This is a genomic window from Streptomyces sp. MP131-18 (assembly GCF_001984575.1).
GTDB lineage: Bacteria > Actinomycetota > Actinomycetes > Streptomycetales > Streptomycetaceae > Streptomyces > Streptomyces johnsoniae.
Window position 1 is genome coordinate 6,726,518 of sequence record NZ_LZNS01000001.1, and the last position, 20,975, is coordinate 6,747,492.

The 20,975-nt window shown below is 72.2% G+C and carries 23 protein-coding genes; 17 read left to right on the top strand and 6 right to left on the bottom strand.

The window, feature by feature from the left end:
* Window positions 1-222: 222 nt before the first annotated feature.
* Window positions 223-942: a 3-oxoacyl-[acyl-carrier-protein] reductase gene (gene fabG / locus STBA_RS30035; RefSeq protein WP_077062191.1), complete on the top strand. Its 720-nt coding sequence runs from the start codon at window positions 223-225 to the stop codon at window positions 940-942.
* A 2-nt stretch (window positions 943-944) separates the two neighbouring features.
* Entirely contained in the window at window positions 945-1,724 is a 780-nt protein-coding gene (fabI, locus tag STBA_RS30040) for an enoyl-ACP reductase FabI (protein WP_077062192.1), read from the top strand.
* A gap of 96 nt (window positions 1,725-1,820) precedes the next feature.
* Here the strand turns inward: fabI and STBA_RS30045 are convergent, their stop codons facing one another.
* The gene (locus tag STBA_RS30045; RefSeq protein WP_077062193.1) at window positions 1,821-2,507 is read right to left on the bottom strand and encodes an FCD domain-containing protein; all 687 of its coding nucleotides are present in this window, start codon (window positions 2,505-2,507) and stop codon (window positions 1,821-1,823) included.
* A 66-nt stretch (window positions 2,508-2,573) separates the two neighbouring features.
* Between STBA_RS30045 and STBA_RS30050 the strand changes: the two genes are divergently transcribed.
* From STBA_RS30050 to STBA_RS30060, 4 genes are all read left to right on the top strand, one after another.
* Window positions 2,574-3,836 (top strand): MFS transporter, encoded by a 1,263-nt coding sequence (locus tag STBA_RS30050; protein ID WP_079252233.1) that lies wholly within the window; start codon window positions 2,574-2,576, stop codon window positions 3,834-3,836.
* 16 nt (window positions 3,837-3,852) lie between these two features.
* Window positions 3,853-3,969 (top strand): SGM_5486 family transporter-associated protein, encoded by a 117-nt coding sequence (locus STBA_RS39095; RefSeq protein ID WP_253195111.1) that lies wholly within the window; start codon window positions 3,853-3,855, stop codon window positions 3,967-3,969.
* Window positions 3,970-4,136: 167 nt separating this feature from the next.
* Window positions 4,137-4,328 carry a hypothetical protein gene (locus STBA_RS30055; protein ID WP_077062194.1) on the top strand — a complete coding sequence of 64 codons (192 nt, stop codon included), beginning with the start codon at window positions 4,137-4,139 and terminating at the stop codon, window positions 4,326-4,328.
* An 88-nt stretch (window positions 4,329-4,416) separates the two neighbouring features.
* Window positions 4,417-4,935 carry a histidine phosphatase family protein gene (locus tag STBA_RS30060; RefSeq protein ID WP_077062195.1) on the top strand — a complete coding sequence of 173 codons (519 nt, stop codon included), beginning with the start codon at window positions 4,417-4,419 and terminating at the stop codon, window positions 4,933-4,935.
* A 43-nt stretch (window positions 4,936-4,978) separates the two neighbouring features.
* On the opposite strand, the gene STBA_RS30065 is transcribed toward STBA_RS30060, so the two are convergent.
* A complete protein-coding gene (locus tag STBA_RS30065) occupies window positions 4,979-7,255 on the bottom strand; it encodes an excinuclease ABC subunit UvrA (RefSeq protein ID WP_077062196.1) in 2,277 nt (758 codons plus the stop codon).
* 62 nt (window positions 7,256-7,317) lie between these two features.
* Here STBA_RS30065 and STBA_RS30070 point away from each other — a divergent pair, with 62 nt between their 5' ends.
* Entirely contained in the window at window positions 7,318-8,328 is a 1,011-nt protein-coding gene (locus STBA_RS30070) for a WYL domain-containing protein (protein WP_077063712.1), read from the top strand.
* On the opposite strand, the gene serB is transcribed toward STBA_RS30070, so the two are convergent.
* Window positions 8,288-9,523 (bottom strand): phosphoserine phosphatase SerB, encoded by a 1,236-nt coding sequence (serB, locus tag STBA_RS30075; RefSeq protein WP_077062197.1) that lies wholly within the window; start codon window positions 9,521-9,523, stop codon window positions 8,288-8,290. The two genes, STBA_RS30070 and serB, sit on opposite strands and share 41 nt — an antisense overlap.
* Before the next feature lie 232 nt (window positions 9,524-9,755).
* Between serB and STBA_RS30080 the strand changes: the two genes are divergently transcribed.
* The 5 genes from STBA_RS30080 to STBA_RS30100 all read left to right on the top strand — a co-directional run bounded on the left by STBA_RS30080 (window position 9,756) and on the right by STBA_RS30100 (window position 15,028).
* Window positions 9,756-12,269: an FHA domain-containing protein gene (locus STBA_RS30080; protein WP_077062198.1), complete on the top strand. Its 2,514-nt coding sequence runs from the start codon at window positions 9,756-9,758 to the stop codon at window positions 12,267-12,269.
* Between the two features lie 179 nt (window positions 12,270-12,448).
* Complete coding sequence (locus STBA_RS30085) at window positions 12,449-13,597, top strand: GAF domain-containing sensor histidine kinase (RefSeq protein ID WP_077062199.1); 1,149 nt, start codon at window positions 12,449-12,451, stop codon at window positions 13,595-13,597.
* Window positions 13,590-14,228: a response regulator transcription factor gene (locus STBA_RS30090; protein ID WP_077062200.1), complete on the top strand. Its 639-nt coding sequence runs from the start codon at window positions 13,590-13,592 to the stop codon at window positions 14,226-14,228. The genes STBA_RS30085 and STBA_RS30090 overlap by 8 nt, the downstream gene beginning before the upstream one ends.
* A gap of 169 nt (window positions 14,229-14,397) precedes the next feature.
* A complete protein-coding gene (locus tag STBA_RS30095) occupies window positions 14,398-14,637 on the top strand; it encodes a chaplin family protein (RefSeq protein ID WP_077062201.1) in 240 nt (79 codons plus the stop codon).
* 151 nt (window positions 14,638-14,788) lie between these two features.
* Window positions 14,789-15,028 carry a chaplin gene (locus tag STBA_RS30100; RefSeq protein WP_077062202.1) on the top strand — a complete coding sequence of 80 codons (240 nt, stop codon included), beginning with the start codon at window positions 14,789-14,791 and terminating at the stop codon, window positions 15,026-15,028.
* Between the two features lie 81 nt (window positions 15,029-15,109).
* Here the strand turns inward: STBA_RS30100 and STBA_RS30105 are convergent, their stop codons facing one another.
* Entirely contained in the window at window positions 15,110-15,916 is an 807-nt protein-coding gene (locus STBA_RS30105) for a hypothetical protein (protein ID WP_077062203.1), read from the bottom strand.
* A gap of 108 nt (window positions 15,917-16,024) precedes the next feature.
* On the opposite strand from STBA_RS30105, the gene STBA_RS30110 reads away from it, so the two are divergent.
* From STBA_RS30110 to STBA_RS30120, 3 genes are all read left to right on the top strand, one after another.
* On the top strand, window positions 16,025-16,816 hold the full coding sequence (locus tag STBA_RS30110) for an ABC transporter ATP-binding protein (RefSeq protein ID WP_077062204.1): 792 nt from the start codon (window positions 16,025-16,027) through the stop codon (window positions 16,814-16,816).
* A 61-nt stretch (window positions 16,817-16,877) separates the two neighbouring features.
* On the top strand, window positions 16,878-17,300 hold the full coding sequence (locus STBA_RS30115; protein ID WP_077062205.1) for an NfeD family protein: 423 nt from the start codon (window positions 16,878-16,880) through the stop codon (window positions 17,298-17,300).
* Window positions 17,301-17,359: 59 nt separating this feature from the next.
* Window positions 17,360-18,319 carry an SPFH domain-containing protein gene (locus STBA_RS30120; protein ID WP_077062206.1) on the top strand — a complete coding sequence of 320 codons (960 nt, stop codon included), beginning with the start codon at window positions 17,360-17,362 and terminating at the stop codon, window positions 18,317-18,319.
* Between the two features lie 86 nt (window positions 18,320-18,405).
* Here the strand turns inward: STBA_RS30120 and STBA_RS30125 are convergent, their stop codons facing one another.
* Together STBA_RS30125 and STBA_RS30130 are read right to left on the bottom strand one after the other, a co-directional pair.
* Window positions 18,406-18,921, bottom strand: a complete 516-nt coding sequence (locus tag STBA_RS30125) for an HNH endonuclease (protein WP_077062207.1) — start codon at window positions 18,919-18,921, stop codon at window positions 18,406-18,408.
* Window positions 18,922-19,050: 129 nt separating this feature from the next.
* On the bottom strand, window positions 19,051-19,590 hold the full coding sequence (locus STBA_RS30130) for a YbhB/YbcL family Raf kinase inhibitor-like protein (protein ID WP_077062208.1): 540 nt from the start codon (window positions 19,588-19,590) through the stop codon (window positions 19,051-19,053).
* Between the two features lie 86 nt (window positions 19,591-19,676).
* Between STBA_RS30130 and STBA_RS30135 the strand changes: the two genes are divergently transcribed.
* Window positions 19,677-20,120: a barstar family protein gene (locus STBA_RS30135; protein ID WP_077062209.1), complete on the top strand. Its 444-nt coding sequence runs from the start codon at window positions 19,677-19,679 to the stop codon at window positions 20,118-20,120.
* Entirely contained in the window at window positions 20,117-20,788 is a 672-nt protein-coding gene (locus tag STBA_RS30140; protein ID WP_077062210.1) for a DNA-3-methyladenine glycosylase, read from the top strand. The genes STBA_RS30135 and STBA_RS30140 overlap by 4 nt, the downstream gene beginning before the upstream one ends.
* Window positions 20,789-20,975: the final 187 nt, after the last annotated feature.

Consider the following 20,975-nt stretch of genomic DNA (forward strand, 5'->3'; position numbering starts at 1 on the left):
ACGATCATGCCCCCGCCGGATGCGCCCGGGACAGGGGTGGCGCGGCCCCGGCCCCCGTGGCTCCCGCGGCCCCGGCGCCTCCCGCCCGGGAGTGCCCGCACCGCTTGCTGTAGAAACCCGACAGGACCGCGGCGGCGCCCCTGTCATGCCCCACCCCCCGCGCGAACCGGGCGGCGGGCTAGCGTTTGTGCGGAGCACACCAAGCAGAAGGAGGGTGGTCCCTTGAGCCGCTCGGTACTCGTCACCGGAGGAAACCGCGGAATTGGCCTGGCCATCGCCCGGTCCCTGGCCGACGCAGGCGACAAGGTCGCCATCACCTACCGCTCCGGGGAGCCCCCGAAGGAGTTGAGCGACCGCGGCGTCCTGGCGGTGAAGTGTGACATCACCGATCAGGAACAGGTGGAGCAGGCATACAAAGAAGTTGAGGATGTGCACGGCCGCGTCGAGGTCGTGGTGGCCAACGCCGCCATCAACCGCGACCAGTTGCTGCTGCGGATGACGGAGGATGACTTCACCGCCGTCCTGGAGACGAACCTGACGGGCACCTTCCGCGTCGTCAAGCGCGCCTCCCGCGGCATGCTCCGCGCCCGCAACGGCCGGATCGTGCTGATCTCCTCCGTCGTGGGCCTGAGCGGGTCCGCGGGACAGGCCAACTACGCCGCCGCCAAATCGGGTCTGGTCGGCTTCGCCCGCTCCGTCGCCCGTGAACTCGCCTCGCGGAACATCACCTGCAACGTTGTTGCGCCGGGCTTCGTCGACACCGACATGACCAGGGCCCTGGGCGAGGAGCGGCGCGCCGAGATCGTCGGACAGGTGCCGCTGGGCCGTTACGCCCAGCCCGAGGAAGTCGCCGCCGTGGTGCGCTTCCTGGCGTCCGAGGACGCCGCATACATCACTGGAGCCGTCATCCCGGTTGACGGCGGATTGGGCATGGGGCACTGAACATGAGCGGACTTCTGGCCGGCAAGCGCATCCTGGTCACCGGGGTGCTCACCGAATCCTCGATCGCCTTCCACACGGCGCGGCTCGCCCAGGAGGAGGGTGCCGAGGTCGTGCTCACCGGCTTCGGCCGGCTGAGTCTGGTCGAGCGCATCGCCAAGCGGCTGCCCAAGCCCGCGCCCGTCATCGAGCTGGACGTGCAGAACCAGGAGCACCTCGACGGCCTCGCCGACCGCGTCGCCGGGCACCTGGGCGAGGGCATCGGCCTGGACGGGGTGGTGCACTCCATCGGGTTCGCCCCGCAGGACGCGCTCGGCGGCAACTTCCTGAACACCGGCTGGGAGTCGGTCGCCACCGCCGTCGAGGTCTCCGCCTACTCGCTGAAGTCGCTCACCATGGCGCTGCTCCCGCTGCTGACGCCGCGCGGCGGCTCCGTCGTCGGCATGGACTTCGACGCGCGGGTGGCCTGGCCCAAGTACGACTGGATGGGCGTGTCCAAGGCGGCCCTGGAGGCCACCTCCCGCTATCTCGCCCGGCACCTGGGCGAGCGGAATATCCGGGTCAACCTGGTCGCCGCCGGGCCCATCAAGTCGATGGCGGCCAAGTCGATCCCTGGTTTCGAGGAGCTGGCGGATGTCTGGGACAACCGGGCGCCCATCGGCTGGGACCTGTCCGACCCGGAGCCCGCGGCCCGCGGCGTGGTCGCACTGCTGTCGGACTGGTTCCCGAAGACGACGGGCGAGATCGTCCACGTCGACGGCGGCGTCCACATGATGGGCGCCTGACCCGGCGCCCCGGATCCGGCCCGGCGCCCCGGCCGGGCCGCGTCCCGTCCCGTTCCGTGCCCCCGGCCGCCCGCGCGGTCGGGGGCACGGCCGCGGTCAGGCGCCGGCGCCCGCGGGCAGCGCCCGGCAGATCAGGGCGTAGGAGCCGGCCTCCGCCGCGGCGCCCTCCGCGTCCTCGGCCCGGATCGCCGCCACCAGACGGCTGTGGTCCACGTGGTCCTCGGCCCGCAGCGTCTCGCCCACCTCGTCGCGCAGGAACGCCCGCACCACCGTGCCGAGGTCCGCGTACAGCGCGGTCAGCACCTCGTTCCGCGAGGCCTTGACCACCGCCATGTGGAAGGTGGCGTCCGCCTCCACGAACTGCTCCACCCGCCCGGTGGCCCAGGCGGCCTCGCGGCGCCCCAGCAGCACGTCGAGCTGCCGCAGCTCCTGCTCGGTGCGCCGCCGCGCGGCCAGCCGGGCCGCCGCGGCCTCAAGCGTGCTGCGCATTTCCGCCACATCCCGGGGATCGGCGTCCGCGAACCTGCGGTGCATCACGCCCGCCAGCTCGCTGGTGGCCACCACGTACGTCCCCGAACCCTGACGGATGTCGAGCAGCCCGTTGTGCGCCAGCGCGCGGATCGCCTCGCGCACGGTGTTCCTCGCCACGCCGAGCTGCTCGACCAGCTCGGGCTCGGTCGGGATGCGCGAGCCGACTTGCCATGCGCCCGAGGTGATCTCGTGGCGGAGCTGGCCGATGACCTGGTCGGCCAGGGCGGAACGGCGGGGCGCGGTCAGTGACATAACTCTCCCGGGAACTGTCCGGAACCCCACACGGGGGATTCATCCCATGATTCTATGATGTAGCTCATGGAGTTGACGAAGGACGACCGTACTCTCCACGAGCGTCCCCCCGCACCGTCACCCGCCCGCCGCGCCGCTCCCTGGCTGGTCGCGCTGGGGCTCGTGCTGACCGCGTTCAACCTCCGCCCCGCCATATCCGCGCTCGGCCCCGTCCTCGCCGAGGTCCGCGACGACCTCGGCATGGGCGGCACCGTCGCCGGGCTGCTGACCTCCGTACCGCCCCTGTGCTTCGCCGTATTCGGCGTCGCGGCCCCGCGCCTGGCCCGCCGCTTCGGCCCGGCCGCCGTGGTGCTCGCCGGCCTCGCCGCGGTCGCCCTCGGCCTCGCGCTGCGCTCGTTCGCCGGCAACACGGCCGTCTTCCTCGCCACCACCGCCCTCTCCCTGGCCGGCATAGCCGTCGGCAACGTGCTGATGCCCGTCCTCGTCCTGCGCTACTTCCCCGACCGGGTCGGTTCCGTCACCGGCCTGTACTCGATGGCCTTCGCCCTCGGCGCCGCCGGCGCCGCCGGGCTCACCATTCCCTTCACCGAGGCCGCCGGCGGCAACTGGCGCAACGGCCTCGCCGTCTGGGCGGCCACTGCGGCCCTGGCCCTGCTGCCGTGGCTGGCCGTCCTCGCCCCCGCCCGCCGCCGCGCCGACGGCGCCGTCCCCGCGGCCCCGCGGCCCGCTCGGGAGGCGCAGGCCGCCCCGCCCCGCATGATCCGCTCGCGCACCGCCTGGGCACTCGCCGGCTTCTTCGGCCTCCAGGCCACCGCCGCCTACATCACCCTCGGCTGGGCGCCGCAGATCTTCCGCGACGCCGGGGTCTCCGCGGGCACGGCCGGTCTGCTGCTCGCGGTCATCATGGGCCTGGGCGCCCCGCTCGGCTTCGTCCTGCCGCGCATCGCCACCCGGCTGCGGCACCAGGGCCCGCTGGTCCTGGTCCTCGGCGGCTGCGGCCTGGCCGGCTACGCCGGACTGTGGCTGGCCCCCGCGGGCGGCGCGTGGCTGTGGGCGGTGCTCCTCGGCATCGCCAACTGCGCCTTCCCTGTCGCCCTCACCATGATCGGCATGCGCGCCAGGACCCCCGCGGGCGTCGCCCGCCTCTCCGCGTTCGCCCAGAGCACCGGCTACCTGCTCTGCGTTCCCGGGCCGCTGCTCGTCGGCACCCTGAACGACATGACCGGCGGCTGGCACGTTCCGCTCGCGTTCATGACCGTCCTGATGCTCGCGCAGATCGCCGTCGGCATGGCCGCCGGGCGGGACCGGTGCGTGGAGGACGGCGACTGAGTGGGAGACTGTTCCCATGCCAGCGCTAGACCCCCATCCCACCGGCGGGCAGCGGAAGCTGCTCCTCATCCTGGGCGCCATGCTCGGGATCAGCGTCGTCATCGCCGTCATCGCCACGGTCGCGTCCCCCTGACCCCGCCCGCCACCCGGCGCGACGGGTGGTGCTGGCACCACCAACCCTTAGGGGGCCAGGTTCAGGGAGGGCTGGGTGGCTCACCGGATGGGACCGCACGCCCCGGGTCCGTAAGTTCTTCACCAGTGCACGAGCACCGCACGCACGCGACGGATGGAGACGACGCCATGGCAGCCCGCCCGCACCGTTCCGGCATGGACGTCCGCCTCCGCTGGTGGGCCGTCGCCCTGCCGGCCGCGGCCTTCGCCGCCCTGCTGATGCTGCTCGTCTCGGGAGGCGACGCGGACGCCGCCATGCCCGACGAGCGGCAGCCGGTGGGCCGGCTCATCCAGCACATCCACGACAGCCTGACGCCGTGACCGGCACCGGCCCCGCCGTATCAACCGGGCCGGACGGGATTCCCAACGCCCCGCGCCCCATAGCACCTTTCGTGCGAAGCTGGGGCACATGAGCGTCGATGTTCCCCGAAGGATCATTCTCCTCCGACACGCCAAGGCCGACTGGCCGCAGGTGTCCGACCACGAGCGGCCCCTCGCCGAGCGGGGCCGGAAGGACGCCCCCGTGGCCGGACGCTGGCTCGCCGGCGCCGGCGTCCACCCCGAACTGACCCTCTGCTCCACCGCCGTCCGCGCTCGCGAGACCTGGAAGCTGTGCGCCGCCGAGCTGCCCGAGCGCCCGAGGACCGTGTACGACGAGCGGCTCTACGAGGCGTCACTCGGCGAACTGATCGCCGTCATCAATGAAACAGACGACCAGGTCATGGACCTCATGCTCGTCGGGCACAACCCGTCCATCCACGCACTCGCCGACGCCCTGGCGGGCGAGTCCGAGGGCGATACCCGCCCCCGGATGAACCGTGGCGGATTCCCCACCGCCGCACTCGCCGTGCTCAGCCTGAACGGCGACTGGAAGTCGGCCGAGCACGGCGCGGCCCGCCTCGTCGCCTACTGGACGCCGCACGACTGAGGACACCCCCGGCGGCCCGCCCGCACGCGGCGCCGCCGGGGCGCTACCGCGCCGCGCCCAGCGCCCGCCGCAGGTGCTCCGCCGTCGCCGGCCCCTCCGCCGCGGCCAGCGCGGCCGGCGGCCCCTCGAACAGGACCCGCCCGCCCCGCCTGCCCCCACCGGGCCCCAGGTCGATCACCCAGTCGGCACCGGCGATCACATCCAGGTCGTGTTCGATCACCACGACCGTGTTGCCCGCCGCCACCAGCCGGTCGAGCAACGCCACCAGCGCCGCCACATCAGCCAGGTGCAGCCCCGTCGTCGGCTCGTCCAGCACGTAAAGGCCGCCGGTACGGTGCAGTTCGGCCGCCAGCTTCACGCGCTGCCGCTCGCCGCCGGAAAGCGAGGCCAGCGGCTGCCCCAGCGCCAGATAGTCCAGGCCCACCTCGGCCAGCGACCGCAGCGGACGGGCGAGCCCCGGCTCGTCGGCGAAGAAGTCCGCCGCCTGCCCGGCGGTGAAGTCCAGCACGTCCGCGACGGACTTGCCGCGCACCGTGTGCTCCAGCACCTCGGCGACGAAGCGCCGCCCGCCGCAGGCCGCGCAGCGCGTGGTGACCGGGTCCATATAGGCCAGGTCCGTGTGAATCACCCCCCGCCCGCGGCACCGCGGGCAGGCGCCCTGCGAGTTGAAGCTGAACAGGCCCGGCGCCTCGCCCGTCACCCGGGAGAAGATCTTCCGCACCTGGTCGAAGATCCCCAGATACGTCGCCGGGGTCGACCTGGCCGAGGCCCCGACCGGCGACTGGTCCACCACCACCGCCTCCGGGTGCCGCGCGCACAACTCCCCGTGGATGAGCGAGCTCTTCCCCGAGCCCGCCACCCCGGTCACCGCCGTCAGCACTCCGGTCGGCACCCGCACCGACACCTCGCGCAGATTGTTCAGCCGCGCCCCTTCCACCGGCAGCCAGCCGGACGGCCGGCGCACCCGGTCCTTCAGCACCACCCCGCGCCGCAGCGCCCGCCCGGTCGCGGTGTCCGCCGCCAGCAGCCCGGCGACCGGCCCCGCGAACACCACCTCCCCGCCGTGCCCGCCCGCGCCTGGCCCCATGTCGATGACGTGGTCCGCGATGGCGACGACGTCCCGGTCGTGTTCCACCACCAGCACCGTGTTCCCCTGGTCCCGCAGCTGCCGCAGCAGCTCGAGCAGGCGGTGCACGTCGCCGGGGTGCAGCCCGATGCTCGGTTCGTCGAACACGTACGTCAGTCCGGTGAGGCTGGACCCGAGGTGCCGCACGGTCTTCAGCCGCTGGCCCTCCCCGCCCGACAGCGTCGCCGTCTCCCGGTCGAGGCTGAGGTACCCGAGCCCCACCGCCTCGATCCGCCGCAGACCCGCGACGGCGCTGCGCGCGATCGGCCGCCCGACCGGGTCCCGCACCCGGCGCAGCACCCCGATCAGGTCGCCGATCTCCATGGCGGCCAGCTCCGGCAGGGAACGGCCCAGCACGCGGGTCGCCCGCGCCGCCTCGTTCAGCCGGGCACCGCCGCACGCCGGGCACGGCCCGCGCGTGACGACCTGCTCGACCGCGTGCCTCAGCCCCTCGGGCAGCCCCGACGGGTCCCGCTTCACGTACAGCCGGGTGAAGCGCCGTACCAGCCCCTCGTACGTGTTGCCGTCGCGCACCCCGACGCCGCCCGTGCGCGAAACCTTGAACCCGCTGCCGTGCAGCAGCAGCTCCCACTCCTCGGCCGTGAAGTCCCTGAGCGGCTTGTCCGCGTCGAAGAGCCCGGACCTGGCGAAGATCTGCCACTGCCAGCTGCCCACCCGGAACCCGGGGAACCGCAGCGCCCCCTCGTTCAGCGTCCGGTCGCGGTCGATCATCGCCGCCACGTCCACCTGCCGCGCCCGCCCGAGCCCTTCGCACTCCGGGCACATGCCGTGCGGGTCGTTGAACGAATACGCCGACGCCTCGCCCGCGCCCGGCGTGCCGCACCGCGAGAACAGCACCCGCAGCGCCGACCCGATGTCGGTCATCGTCCCCACGGTGGACCGCGCGTTGCCGCCGACCGGCCGCTGGTCCACGATGACCGCGGGCGTCAGCCCGGTCACGGTGTCCGCGAGCGGCCGCTCGTACCGCGGCAGGCGGTTGCGCACGAACCACGGGAACGTCTCGTTCAACTGCCGCTGCGACTCGACCGCGATCGTGTCGAAAACCACCGACGACTTGCCGGAACCGGACACCCCCGTGAATACCGTGATCGCATCCCGCGGGATCTCCAGCGTGACGTCCCGCAGGTTGTGCGTCCTCGCCCCGGTGATCCGGATACCTCTGTGACGTGCCATGCACCCGACGCTAGGCGGCCAACAGGTCAGGACATGTCCGCATGCGCTGCCACCATGAAACGGTGAACGACACCGCCGCCCGCCTCCTGAAGCTGCTCTCCCTGCTCCAGACCGCCCGCGAGTGGACGGGCCCCGAGCTGGCCGCGCGGCTCGGCGTCAGCGTGCGCACCGTCCGCCGCGACATCGAGCGGCTGCGCGACCTCGGCTACCCCGTCGGCTCCGCGCGCGGCTCCGCCGGCGGCTACCGGCTCACCGCAGGCACCGCGATGCCGCCGCTGCTCCTCGACGACGACGAGGCCGTCGCCATGGCCGTCGGCCTGCGCACCGCCGCCGCGGGCTCCGTCACCGGCATCGCCGACAGCTCCGCCCGCGCCCTGGCCAAACTGGAACAGGTCCTGCCCACCCGCCTGCGCCCGCGCGTGCGCGTCCTCCACGAGGCCACCCTCCCGCTGACCGGCGAACCGGCCCTGCCCGCCGCCGAACGCGACGCCGTCGCGCCCGACGCCCTCGTCCTCATCGCCGGCGCCTGCCGGCGCGGCGAACGCCTCCGCTTCCGCTACCAGGCCAAACGGGCCGCGGAGCCCGCCGAGCGGCACGTCGAGCCCCACCGGCTCGTCAGCGACGGACGCCGCTGGTACCTCGTCGCCTGGGACCTCGACCGGGAGGACTGGCGCAGCTTCCGCCTCGACCGGCTCACGCGGCCGGCCGCCACCGGTGCCCGCACCCGCCCCAGACCCCTGCCGGTCGCCGACGCCGCCGCGTTCGTCTCCGAATCCATCGTCAGCCACCGTGCCCGCCACCGGGCGCTCCTCACCCTGCACGCCCCGCTGGAACGGGCCGCCGCCGCACTGCCCGCGGGCACCGGCGAGCTGACGCCGCTGGGGGAGGACCGCTGCCTGCTGCGCACGGGCGGCGACGCGCTGGACTGGCTGGCCTGCCGCATCGCGCTCCTCGACGTTCCCTGGGAGCTGCACGGCCCGCCCGAGCTGATCACGTTCATGCAGGCGATGAGCGAACGCGTCGCCCGTGGCGTCAGCCCTGGGCGTCCGCGGCCTCGACTTCCTCCCGGGTGATCCCCAGCAGGTACAGCACGGTGTCGAGGAACGGCACGGTCACCGCGGTGTGCGCCGCCTCCCGCACCAGCGGCTTGGCGTTGAACGCGACGCCGAGGCCGGCGGCGTTCAGCATGTCCAGGTCGTTCGCCCCGTCGCCGATCGCCACCGTCCGCGACAGCGGAACGCCCGCCCGTGCGGCGAAGGCGCGCAGCAGCCGCGCCTTGCCCGGCCGGTCCACGACCGGTCCGGTCACCCGGCCGGTCAGCTTGCCTTCGACGATCTCCAGCGTGTTCGCCGCGGCGAAGTCGAGCCCCAGATGCTCCTGGAGGCCGTCCGTGACCTGCGTGAACCCGCCGGAGACGACGCCGACCTGGCAGCCGAGACGTTTCAGCGTCCGGATGAGGGTGCGGGCCCCCGGTGTCAGCGTGACCTCGGCGCGGACCTTGTCCACGACCGATTCGTCAAGACCGGCCAGCAGCGCCACCCGCGCGTGCAGCGACTCCTCGAAGTCGAGCTCGCCCCGCATCGCCGCCGCCGTCACCGCGGCGACCTGCTCCTCGCAGCCCGCGTGCGCCGCGAACAGCTCGATCACCTCGTCCCTGATGAGCGTGGAGTCCACGTCCATCACCACCAGGCGCGGGGCACGCCGCTGGAGTCCCGAGGCCACCACCGCCACGTCGACCGACCGCGCGGCGGCCTCGGTGGCCAGCTCGGTGCGCAACTGCTCGGTGGGCACCCCCGACACGTCGAACTCGACCGCGGTCACCGGGTACTTCGCCAGCCGGTTGATCCGGTCGATATTGCCGCCCGCCGCCGTTATCCGCGCCGCGATGGCGGCGGTCACCTCGGCGGTCAGCGGATTGCCCAGCACGGTGACGTGGGAGCGGCCGACACCGCGCGCCGGATTGTCCCCCGTGCCGGAGATGATCTCCGCCTGGAGCCCCACCGACTCGGCCCACGTGTGCACGGTGGCGCGCAGCTCGCCCTCCGTGCCCGTGGCCTGCCCCTGTCCCTGCCCCGGCGCGGTGACCAGCGCGCACAGCGTGATCCTGCCCCGGGTGACGACCTGCTCCAGGTCCACGACGTCCACCGCGAAGCCGGCCAGGGTCCGCAGCAGGCCCGCGGTGAGGCCGGGCCGGTCCTTGCCGAAGATTTTCACCAGCAGGGTGGGGGCGTCTTCCCCGGGCGCCTCGGCCGTATGTGCAAGGGTCATGGTGCTTCCACGGTAGCCGTTCCCGGTATCGGCTGAGTGTCCCGTCCGGCCCCTGGACACGACGCGGAGATGAACGTCACGGAGCCGCTGACGCTGTGCACCAGCTTGGTGACTTTCGGGGGGCGGGTTCCCGTTGACGGCCCGAGCCTGGAATAGTTCCCCGCACGATGGTCAAACATCCCTAGATCTCCGGGCGGAGGTCTATTCGGGGGACAACTTTGTGGGGCTTGGAGTGCCGGAACTCGTACTCGAATTGAACGGACAAACCTGGACGTTGGATCCCACCCGGTCATACCGACTCGGCAGGGACCCACAGGGCGACCTCGTCTTCCAGGATTCCCGTGTCTCCTGGCGGCACGCCACGGTGCGCTGGAGCGGTCAGGGCTGGGTGGTGGAGGACCACGGCAGCACCAACGGCACGTACGTGCAGGGGCAGCGCGTGCAGCAGACGGCGCTCGGCCCAGGCACGGTGGTGCACCTGGGCAACGCCAACGACGGACCGCGCCTCACCTTCTCGGGCGCCGCGCAGATACCGCATCAGCAGCAGCACACCGCCGCGTTCGACGCCCCGGCCGCCGCCATGGCCGGGCAGCCGCCGGCGGTGGCGCCGCACCAGCCCGCCGTGCCACCACAGCACCAGACGCCGCCGCAGCACCAGATGCCGCACCAGCAGCAGCATCAGCAGTACGCACCGCAGCAGCCGCCGTCCCAGCAGCAGGGGTACGGCGGGAACGACCGCGGCGCCACCAGTCTCCACCAGCTCGCCGTCGGCCAGGTCACCAGGATCGGCCGTGCGCTGGAGAACGAGCTGGTCGTGTCCGACCTCCAGGTCTCCCGCTTCCACGCGGAGTTCCTCGCGCACCCCGACGGCCGCTTCGAGATCCACGACCTCGGCAGCCACAACGGCACCTATGTCAGCGGCCAGCAGCTGCCGAAGAACGGCCGTCGCTACATCGGGCAGAACGACACGGTCGGCATCGGCCACTCCACGTTCCGGCTCGTCGGCAACCAGCTCCAGGAATACGTCGACACCGGTGAGGTCTCCTTCTCCGCCCGCCACCTCACCGTCCAGGTCAACAACGGCCAGACGACCATCCTGAACGACGTCTCCTTCGGCGTGCCGGAGAAGTCCCTGGTCGGCGTCATCGGCCCCTCGGGCTCCGGCAAGTCCACGCTGCTGCGGGCCCTGACCGGCTACCGTCCGGCGACCTACGGCGAGGTCCTGTACGACCACAGGAACCTCTACACCCACTTCGCCGAGCTGCGCCACCGCATCGGCCTGGTCCCGCAGGACGACATCCTGCACACGGCGCTCCAGGTCAGGCAGGCCCTCCGGCTGGCCGCGAAGCTCCGCTTCCCCGGCGACGTCGCGGACGCCGAGCGCGACGCCCGCGTGGAGGAGGTCCTCGCGGAGCTGAAGCTCAGCCACCACGCCGAGAAGCGGATCTCCTCCCTCTCCGGCGGTCAGCGCAAGCGCGTCTCCGTCGCCCTGGAACTGCTGACCAAGCCGTCGCTGATCTTCCTGGACGAGCCCACCTCCGGTCTCGACCCGGGCATGGACCGCGACGTCATGCAGCTGCTGCGCGGCCTGGCGGACGATGGCCGCACCGTCCTGGTCGTCACCCACTCCGTCGCCGAACTCGGCCTGTGCGACCGCGTGCTGGTGATGGCCCCCGGCGGCGGCGTCGCCTATTTCGGCCCGCCGGACGAGGCGCTGAACTTCTTCGGTTACGAAACCTGGGCCGACGTCTTCTCGGCCTTCGAGAACTACCGCGACTACGACTGGATGGGCCGCTGGCGCGGCTCCCAGCACTACCAGATGTACGCCGCGGACCTCGACGCCGTGCAGGCGCAGGCCTCGCACTTCCAGCCGATGGCCGCGGTCCAGCAGAAGGCGCAGAGCTGGAGCTCCCAGGTGCTGACCCTGATGCGCCGCTACGCCGCGGTGATCATCGCCGACAAGGGCTTCCTGGGGCTGACCCTCGCCCTGCCCGTCGTCCTGGGGGTGGTCAGCAATTTCATCCCCGCCGACGACGGCCTCGGCTACGGCACGGCGGAGAACGGGGGGCGCAACGGCGACGCGAGCATCATCCTGCTCATCCTCGTCGTCGGTATGTGCTTCACCGGCTCGGCCAACGCGGTCCGCGAGCTCATCAAGGAACGCGTCATCTACGAGCGCGAACGCGCCGTGGGCCTCTCCCGGTCCGCCTACCTGATGTCGAAAGTCTTCGTGCTCGGCATCGTCACCGTGCTCCAGGGCGCGATCCTCAGCCTGATCGGCTTCATGCCGCGGGACATGCCCATGGAGGGCGTGATCTTCGAGGATGCTCCTGCCCTGGAGATGACCATGGTCCTCATGGTCCTGGGCTGCACCTCCATGATGATCGGCCTCCTCATCTCCGCCCTGGTCCGCACCTCCGAGATGACCATGCCCCTGCTGGTCATGATCTCCGTGGTCCAGCTCGTGTTCACCGGCTCCCTCTTCCAGGTCCACGGCAGCCTCGGCGTCGAGCAGCTGGCCTGGCTGATGCCCTCCCGCTGGGCCCTGGCCGGGACCGGCACCACCGTCGACCTCAACGTCCTCACCGCCTCGCCCACCGGCGACACCGACCCCGACCCCATCTGGAAACACGAGGCCGGCTACTGGATGCTCGACGTGACGATGCTCGTCGTCATCGGCGTCGTCTGCGGCTACCTGGTCATGAAGTTTCTCCGGCGGCACGAGCCCGAGGTCATGCGCAAGTAATCCCTGCGGACAGCGTTCCGAGGCGGCGGGCACCCCGACGGGGCGCCCGCCGCCGCCACGTCCGCCGGCCCCGCCCCGGTACACCTCCGGTCCTAGGTCCTGGCCTAGTCCCGCCGCCGCACTCACCCACCGGCCGTGGCCCGATCCGGGGCCGCCGCCCGGCGCGCTACGGTCTCCCCATGGGCCCCAGATCCGGGCTGGCAGCCGTGAGCGCCGCCCTGCTCGCCATGAACCGCACGCTCCAGGTGCGCGACGTCCTCCAGACGATCGTCGCCTCCGCCCGCGAGCTGCTGGACGCCCGCTATGCCGCCCTCGGCATCCCCGACGGGAACGGCGGCTTCGCCCAGTTTTTCGTGGCGGGCGTCAGCGACCGGCAGTGGAAGGCCATCGGGCCCCTGCCCCGCCAGCACGGCATCCTCGCCGCCATGCTCCACGACGGCAATCCCGTCCGCCTCGCCGACGTCCGCCTCGACCCCCGCTTCGAGGGCTGGCCGTCCGCGCACCCCGAGATGTCGGACTTCCTCGGCATGCCGATCGCCGACGGGGTCGAGATCCTTGGGGCCCTCTTCCTCGCCAACAAGCGCTGCCCGTCCGGCCGCCGCAAGCCGGGCGTGTGCGCCTTCACCGCCGAGGACGAGGAGCTGCTGAGCCTCCTCGCCGAGCACGCCGCCATCGCCCTCACCAACGCCCGGCTCTACGAGCGCAGCAGGGAACTCACCATCGCCGACGAGCGCGCCAGGCTCGCCCACGAACTGCACGATGCCGTCTCCCAGAAGCTGTTCTCCCTCCGTCTCACCGCCCAGGCCGCCGCCGCCCTCGTCGAGCGCGACCCCGCCCGCGCCAGGAACGAGCTGCGCCAGGTCACCGCCCTCGCCGCCGAGGCCGCCGACGAACTGCGCGCCGCCGTCATCGAACTGCGCCCCGCCGCCCTCGACGAGGACGGCCTCGTCGCCACTCTCCGCGCTCAGATCCAGGTGCTCGACCGCGCCCACCCGGCCCGCGTCACCTTCGACTGCCGCGACCTCAGGGCGCTGCCCGCCGCCCACGAGGAAGCGCTGCTGCGCGTGTCCCAGGAAGCGCTGCACAACGCGCTGCGGCACGCCGCACCCCGGCACGTCGAGGTCACCCTCTTCCGGCGCGGCCTGGACGCCGTCCTGCGCGTCACCGACGACGGCTCGGGCTTCGACCCGTCGGCCGTACGCACCGCGGGCCGGCACCTGGGCCTGGTCTCCATGCGCGACCGGGCCGCCGCGGTGAGCGGCAATCTGATCGTGGAATCGGCGCCCGGAAAGGGCACCGTCATCGAGATGGAGGTCCCCGGTGGCTGACGCCATCCGTGTGCTGCTCGTCGACGACCACCAGGTCGTGCGCCGCGGCCTGCGCACCTTCCTGGAGGTCCAGGACGACATCGACGTCGTCGGCGAGGCCGCCGACGGCGCCGCCGGCGTCGAGCTGGCCGGGGAACTGCGGCCCGACGTCATCCTCATGGACGTCAAGATGCCGGGCACCGACGGCGTCGAGGCTCTGCGCAGACTCGGCGAGCTGGGCAATGCCGCCCGCGTGCTCATCGTGACCAGCTTCACCGAGCGCCGCACCGTGGTCCCCGCGCTGCGTGCCGGGGCCGCCGGCTACGTCCACAAGGACATCGACCCCGACGCGCTGGCCGGCGCGATCCGCTCCGTGCATGCGGGGCACGTGCTGCTCCAGTCCGAGGTGGCCGACGCCCTGCTGGCGCAGGAGGAGTCCGGCGGTGGCGGCCGGACGGGCTCGCTCACCGACAGGGAACGCGAAGTCCTGGCGCTGATCGCCCGCGGGCGCTCCAACCGCGAAATCGCCCGTGCCCTGGTGCTCTCCGAGAAAACCGTGAAGACCCATGTGTCGAACATCCTCATGAAGCTGGACCTGGCCGACCGCACCCAGGCTGCGCTGTGGGCGGTCCGGCACGGAATCTCCGACTGACCCCGTTACCCCAAACAACGGACTACTTCCCACTGCACGTTGCCTTCCCGGCACAAGTTCATACGGTCGTGTGAAGTAACCCGATCGGCGCAACGTTCCGGCCGCCCGGCCGTTGTCCAGGGCACGCCGCGGCGGATGGCCGCGGCATCGTGCAAGGAAGGTCTGGACAGTGAAGAACCTCAAGAAGGCCGCCGCCGTCACCCTCATGGCCGGGGGCATCGCCGCCGCCGGTGCCGGTGTCGCCTCCGCCCACGCGGGCGCCGCGGGCACGGCCCTCAACTCCCCGGGTGTCGCCTCGGGCAATGTCGTCGAGGTCCCGGTGAACGTGCCGGTGACCGTCAACGGCAACTCGGTGAACGTCATCGGCGTTCTCAACCCGGTGTTCGGCAACAGCAGCCTGGTCGGCTGAGTCACCGCCGACTTCCGCGGTGCCTGAGGGCACGCTGGGCCGAACGTGCGTAACGGGCAGCCCGCCCGTACCGCGCGTTCGGCCTGTGCGTTGTGCAGCGTGCGGCCCCGTCACCGGGGCCGCGGCACAGCAATCCAGGAGGACCGCAACCATGCACACTGCCAAGAGGGCCGCCCTCGTACTGGTCGCCGCCGGCGCCGTGGCGGGTACGACCGCAGGCACCGCCGCCGCCGAGGCGAACGCCGGGGGCCAGGCCGCCGCCTCGCCCGGCGTCGCCTCGGGCAACGTTGTCCAGTTGCCCATCAACCTCCCCGTCACCGCGGTGGGCAATTCGGTCAATGTGGTCGGCCTGCTCAACTCGACGTTCGGCAACGCCGCCGTCGTCGGCTGACACCGGCCCCCGCCACCGGACCCCCGTCGCGCAGGTCACCGCACGGTGCCGCGCTCCGGGGGTCCTGCGCGTCCGCCCGGCTCAGCCCCGCTGCCGCTCCAGCTCCTCGGCGTACGCGTTGTACGACGCGACCCGCGCCCGGCGGGCGGCCCGCTCCACCTGGCGCAGCAGCCGGTCCCGTTCCGCGATCTGCGCGGCGCTGACCGCGGCGCCGTGGGCCAGCCGCTCATCACCCGCCGTGTCGTCCGCGATCTCCACCAGCGCCCCCACGCGCTGCGCCAGTTCGAGTACCCGCACCGCCCGCGGCGGGTACCCCGGCGCCAGCAGCTGCCGCCCCCGCTCCATCCGCGCGCGGTACGCCTCAAGGCGCGTCAGCGCCATCGGCCCAGCCCCGGCGACGTCGAGGCGCGTCAGCGCCTCGGTCGCCTCCCGCAGGACCTCGGACAGCTCCCGTTCCGCGTCGCCGAGCGAAGGCACGTCCGCGGGCGGCGCCTGCCGCACCGGCAGGCAGTGCCACACCACCTCGGTCAGCACGTCACCGGCGGGCCCGGCCGCCATGACCTCCGGCACGAGACCGAGACCGGGGCCGGGGCACACCACCGCCTCACCCGCCTCCATCGCCGCGGCGTTGAACTCCGCGGGCCCGCTCAGCCCCAGCGGGTGCCCCGGCGCGGGCAGCGCGATGCGCAGCCCAGCCACCCCCAGCGCCCGCAGCCTGCCGAACGCGAGCGTCAACCCGACCACGCCAGGTTCATCCGGCAAACCGGCGACGCGGTGGACCGTATCGGCGCCCACGGCTCTGAGCGCGGCGTCGTCCGGTGAGACAAGTCCGGCGAACAGCGCATTGCCCCACGCAGCAAGGCGCCCCGCACGAGGTTCATCCAGCATGCCCTCTACCTTAGGGAAGTAGGCCCAACGAGCCTCCTGACGATCGGGGTCCGGCGGCGGTGGCGTAGGTTTTGTCTGACAGCGACTGCAAGGGGAGAGACCGCGCGCATGAGCGATGTACTGGAGCTGGTGGACGTATCCGTGGTCCGCGAAGGCCGGTCGCTGGTGGACAAGGTCTCCTGGTCCGTCGCCGAGGGGGAGCGCTGGATCGTCCTCGGGCCGAACGGAGCGGGTAAGACCACCCTGCTCAACCTGGCGTCCAGCTATCTCTTCCCGACCTCGGGCACCGTCGGCATCCTCGGCGAGAAGCTCGGCGCCGTCGACGTCTTCGAGCTGCGCCCGCGCATCGGCATGGCCAGCAGCGCGCTCGCCGACAAACTCTCCCGCCGCCAGACCGTTCTCCAGACCGTGCTGACGGCCGCCTACGGCATGACCGCCGGCTGGCAGGAGGAGTACGACGACGTCGACGAGCAGCGTGCCCGCGCGTTCCTCGACCGGCTCGGTATGAACGAGTACCTGGACCGCAGATTCGGCACCCTCTCCGAGGGCGAACGCAAGCGCACCCAGATCGCGCGCGCCATGATGACGGACCCCGAGCTGCTGCTTCTCGACGAGCCCGCCGCCGGGCTCGACCTCGGCGGCCGCGAGGACCTGGTGCGGCGCCTCGGCCGCCTGGCCCGCGACCCGTACGCGCCTTCGATGATCATGGTGACCCACCACGTCGAGGAGATCGCGCCGGGCTTCACCCACGTGCTTCTCATCCGTCAGGGCAGGGTTCTCGCCGCCGGGCCCGTCGATTCCGTGCTCACCTCGGCGAACCTCTCGCACTGCTTCGGCCTGCCGCTCATCGTCGAGCGCCAGGGCGACCGCTGGACAGCTCACGGCCTCCCGCTCGGCTGAGCTTCCGCGGACACGGCACCGGGCCTGTTCCGCAGCGTGCCCGCGGTTCTACCATGAGTTGGTGGACTTCTGGGTGTGGTGGCTGATCGCCGCCGGAGGATTTTCGATCGCACTCGTCCTGACTGCGATGCCCGAGTTGGGCATGCTCGCCGCGGGCGCCGTCGCCGGTGCCCTCACGGCCGGTGTGACCGACAACGTCGTGATTCAGGTCGTCGTGTTCGCCGTCGTCTCCACCGCTCTCATTCTGGTGGTACGCCCGATCGCCCGCCGTTCCCGCGTGCAGCCACCCGCGCTCAGATCGGGTCCTGACGCGCTGATGGGCAAGTCGGCCGTCGTGCTGGAGCGGGTCGACGCCGCCAACGGGCGGATCAAGCTCGCGGGCGAGGTCTGGTCCGCCCGAGCACTGGGCGAGGGCGACACTTACGAGCCCGGAAGCCAGGTCAGCGTCGTCGAAATCGACGGGGCCACCGCCGTCGTGATGTGATGACCCTGTCGCCTCATCGACAATTGTTCCAACTCGTCTAGTCGCAGGGGGAGTACACGATGGACGCCATCATCATCGTGCTGGTCATCCTGGTGGTGCTGGTCGTCATCGCGCTGGTCCAGACCATCCAGGTCATCCAGCAGGCAAGCGCTGCCATCGTCGAGCGCTTCGGCCGCTACACCCGGACGCTGAACGCCGGCCTCAACATCGTCGTGCCGTTCATCGACCGCATCCGCAACCGCATCGACCTCCGCGAGCAGGTCGTGCCGTTCCCGCCGCAGCCGGTGATCACCCAGGACAACCTTGTGGTGAACATCGACACCGTCATCTACTACCAGGTGACCGACGCCAGAGCCGCCACCTACGAGGTGTCGAACTACATTCAGGCCATCGAGCAGCTCACCGTCACCACCCTGCGGAACATCATCGGCGGCATGGACCTGGAACGGACCCTCACCTCCCGCGAGGAGATCAACGCGGCACTTCGCGGCGTCCTGGACGAGGCGACCGGCAAGTGGGGCATCCGCGTCAACCGCGTCGAGCTGAAGGCCATCGAGCCGCCCACCTCCATCCAGGACTCGATGGAGAAGCAAATGCGCGCCGACCGCGACAAACGAGCCGCGATCCTCCAGGCCGAGGGCGTCCGCCAGTCCGAGATCCTTCAGGCCGAGGGCGCCAAGCAGTCGGAGATCCTGCGCGCCGAGGGTGACGCGAAGGCCGCCGCGCTGCGCGCCGAGGGCGAGGCCCAGGCGATCCGCACCGTGTTCGAGGCCATCCACGCCGGCGACGCCGACCAGAAGCTGCTCTCCTACCAGTACGTGCAGATGCTGCCGAAGATCGCCGAGGGCGACTCCAACAAGCTGTGGATCGTGCCCAGCGAGATCGGCGAGGCGCTCAAGGGCCTCGGCGGCAACCTGAGCCGGATCACGGCACCCAACGGCGGCGGCAGCGGCCCGGACGACGGCGGCGCCTCCGCGCTCGGCAAGCCCCCGCGCCGCGAGCAGCCGCGCATCGAGTAGCACCCCGCACCGAACAGCCCTGCGAACGTGCCGATGCCCGGCCCCGGACACATCCGGGGCCGGGCATCGGCACGCTCCCACCGTTCTCAGGCCGAGGCGGCGCCCGGCAGCGCCAGCCACTCCGGCAGCAGATCGCCGTCCTGCGCCCCGACCGCCAGCAGCAGCGCATCGGCGGGCGTCGGCTCGAACGGCGGGGCCAGCAGCCGCATCCCCGCCTGCGCCGGGGTCCGGTTGGCTTTCCGGTGATTGTCCTCGGAGCAGGCCGCGACCGTGTTCAGCCAGGTGTCCCCGCCGCCGTGCGAGCGCGGCACCACATGGTCGATCGTCGTCGCGCGCCGTCCGCAGTACGCGCACCGGTGCCGGTCGCGCACCAGCACGCCGCGCCGCGACCACGGCGCCCGTTGTCGGAACGGGACCTTGACGAAGCGCCGCAGCCGGATCACCTGCGGCACGGGCAGGTCGACCGCGGCGGCACGGACCCGCAGCCCCGGATGGGCGTGCTCCACGACGGCCTTGTGCTGGATCACCAGGACCACAGCGCGCCGCAGGGACACCGTCGACAAGGGTTCGTAGCTCGCGTTGAGCACAAGGGTCTGCCGCATCCCGCCCACCTCCCGTTGCGTCCCCCGCCCCGCGGCGGGCCGCTTCAACTGTGCCCGGGGCCCGTCGGACGGACAATGCAATTTCCCGGGGAGAGGAGGCGAACGGGAGGTGACGTCGCCGCGGCCGGGTCAGTCCTCCGCCGGGACTTCGTATTCGCCGATCAGCTGCGCCCGCCCGACGGCGTGGAACCGCAGCATGAACCCGACCTGCGCGGGCGTCGCGTTCTCGTCGGGCCCCAGCTGCTCGGTGTCCACGGCGTACACGGTGAAGACGTAACGGTGCGGGCCGTCGCCCGCAGGCGGCGCGGCGCCGCCGAAGTCCCGCGTCCCGTAGTCGTTGCGCACGTGGACGGCACCCGCGGGCAGCCCCCGCTTCTCGCCGCTGCCCGCACCGGCCGGCAGCTCGGACACGTCGGCGGGAATGTTGAAGACCACCCAGTGCCAGAACCCGCTGCCGGTCGGCGCGTCCGGGTCGTAACAGGTGACGGCGAAGCTCCTGGTGCCCTCGGGGGCGTCGGCCCAGCGCAGGTGGGGCGAGACGTTGCCGGCCGCGAACACCTGGGCGTCCGCCAGCCGCGCCCCGTCCGCCACGTCGTCGCTGAGCACGGTGAACGAGGCCACCGGCGGGTGGAAGTCGTGGGGAAGCGGGCGCCGCCGAAGCTCGGACATGAAGGAACCTCCTGATCGGGGGGTACCTCCCGCTCACGCGGGGAGGATCGCTGCCGGCGCTAGCCTAGTCAGCAGGAGAGGGGACGATGAGCAGCCACGGAGATCTGCCGGACGGCGTGGTCGCGCGCATCCTCGACGGAACGACTCCCCCCGGCGTCTACCGCTGGCCGGGCGCCGGCCGTGGGAACGCGGCGGCCGACGCGGTGCGCCTGGCCGCCCGAGCGCACTGGCACGCCGCGGTTCTCCCGCTGGCGGACGTCACCGACAAGTCCTCGTTCCTCGGCGCCTGCGCGGGGGCGCTGGAGCTGCCCGACTGGTTCGGCCGCAACTGGGACGCCCTCCAGGACTGCCTCACCGACCTCTCCTGGTGGGGTTCTCCCCGCGGCTACCTGCTGATCGCGACCGGCTGGGAGGCGCTGATGCAGACCGCGCCCGGCGTCGCCGCGACGGCACGGCCTATCGTCGAGGGGGCCGTCATCCACTGGCGGACCCGCAGAATCCCGATGACCGTGCTGCTGGAACAGGAATGACGACCGACTCGACCGCCGCACCGCTGCCCCGCGGCTTCTTCGACCGCCCCGTACTCGACGTGGCGCCCGACCTGCTCGGCAGAACGCTGGTCCGGAGGCTGCCGGACGGGGAGATCCGCCTGCGCCTGACCGAGGTCGAGGCGTACGCGGGCGAGGTCGACCCGGGCTCCCACGCATACCGCGGCCGCACCGAGCGGAACGCGACGATGTACGGCCCGCCCGGCCACACCTACGTCTACTTCACGTACGGCATGTGGCACTGCATGAACCTGGTCTGCGGGCCCGCCGGCCATGCGAGCGGTGTGCTGCTGCGCGCGGGGGAGATCATCTCGGGCGCCGAGCTGGCCCGCCGGCGCCGGCCGAAGGCCCGCAACGACGCGGAGCTCGCCCGCGGCCCGGCCCGCTTGGCGACGGCGCTCGACGTCGACCGCACGATGGACGGCACAGACGTGTGCGGCGGGCGGGCCGCGGCGGACCTGCGCGTCCTGCACGGCTCGCCCGTTCCGCGCGCGGCCGTGAGCAGCGGCCCGCGCACCGGCGTCGGCGGTGAAGGAGCCGTCCACCCCTGGCGGTTCTGGGTCACCGACGACCCGTCGGTCAGCCCCTACCGGGCACACCAGCCGAGGCGCCGGGGGAAGCGACTTGACGCGTCGCGGCCCGAGTCGTAATGTTGGTCGAGTCGCCTGAGACGGACACAGCACTACAGCGGCCGATGGCAAGCTGGAAGCGCTCCGCGGGCGATCCACTGTTTCAGCATTGACTTCCCTCGTCAGAGGTCTTTCGGGTTCCCCGAAAACAGTCTGACGGGAACGGATTAGGAAACAGCCAGGAAGTCGGCTAACGTAGTGGGCACAG

Coding starts and splice junctions, on each gene's coding strand:
- STBA_RS30105 (WP_077062203.1), bottom strand. CDS start 15,916: ATGCTGGATGAACCTCGTGCGGGGCGCCTTGCTGCGTGGGGCAATGCG.
- STBA_RS30135 (WP_077062209.1), top strand. CDS start 19,677: ATGAGCAGCCACGGAGATCTGCCGGACGGCGTGGTCGCGCGCATCCTC.
- STBA_RS30050 (WP_079252233.1), top strand. CDS start 2,574: ATGGAGTTGACGAAGGACGACCGTACTCTCCACGAGCGTCCCCCCGCA.
- STBA_RS30065 (WP_077062196.1), bottom strand. CDS start 7,255: ATGGCACGTCACAGAGGTATCCGGATCACCGGGGCGAGGACGCACAAC.
- STBA_RS30140 (WP_077062210.1), top strand. CDS start 20,117: ATGACGACCGACTCGACCGCCGCACCGCTGCCCCGCGGCTTCTTCGAC.
- STBA_RS30125 (WP_077062207.1), bottom strand. CDS start 18,921: ATGCGGCAGACCCTTGTGCTCAACGCGAGCTACGAACCCTTGTCGACG.
- STBA_RS30130 (WP_077062208.1), bottom strand. CDS start 19,590: ATGTCCGAGCTTCGGCGGCGCCCGCTTCCCCACGACTTCCACCCGCCG.
- fabI (WP_077062192.1), top strand. CDS start 945: ATGAGCGGACTTCTGGCCGGCAAGCGCATCCTGGTCACCGGGGTGCTC.
- serB (WP_077062197.1), bottom strand. CDS start 9,523: ATGACCCTTGCACATACGGCCGAGGCGCCCGGGGAAGACGCCCCCACC.
- STBA_RS30100 (WP_077062202.1), top strand. CDS start 14,789: ATGCACACTGCCAAGAGGGCCGCCCTCGTACTGGTCGCCGCCGGCGCC.
- STBA_RS30120 (WP_077062206.1), top strand. CDS start 17,360: ATGGACGCCATCATCATCGTGCTGGTCATCCTGGTGGTGCTGGTCGTC.
- STBA_RS30110 (WP_077062204.1), top strand. CDS start 16,025: ATGAGCGATGTACTGGAGCTGGTGGACGTATCCGTGGTCCGCGAAGGC.
- STBA_RS30045 (WP_077062193.1), bottom strand. CDS start 2,507: ATGTCACTGACCGCGCCCCGCCGTTCCGCCCTGGCCGACCAGGTCATC.
- STBA_RS30085 (WP_077062199.1), top strand. CDS start 12,449: ATGGGCCCCAGATCCGGGCTGGCAGCCGTGAGCGCCGCCCTGCTCGCC.
- STBA_RS39095 (WP_253195111.1), top strand. CDS start 3,853: ATGCCAGCGCTAGACCCCCATCCCACCGGCGGGCAGCGGAAGCTGCTC.
- STBA_RS30055 (WP_077062194.1), top strand. CDS start 4,137: ATGGCAGCCCGCCCGCACCGTTCCGGCATGGACGTCCGCCTCCGCTGG.
- STBA_RS30060 (WP_077062195.1), top strand. CDS start 4,417: ATGAGCGTCGATGTTCCCCGAAGGATCATTCTCCTCCGACACGCCAAG.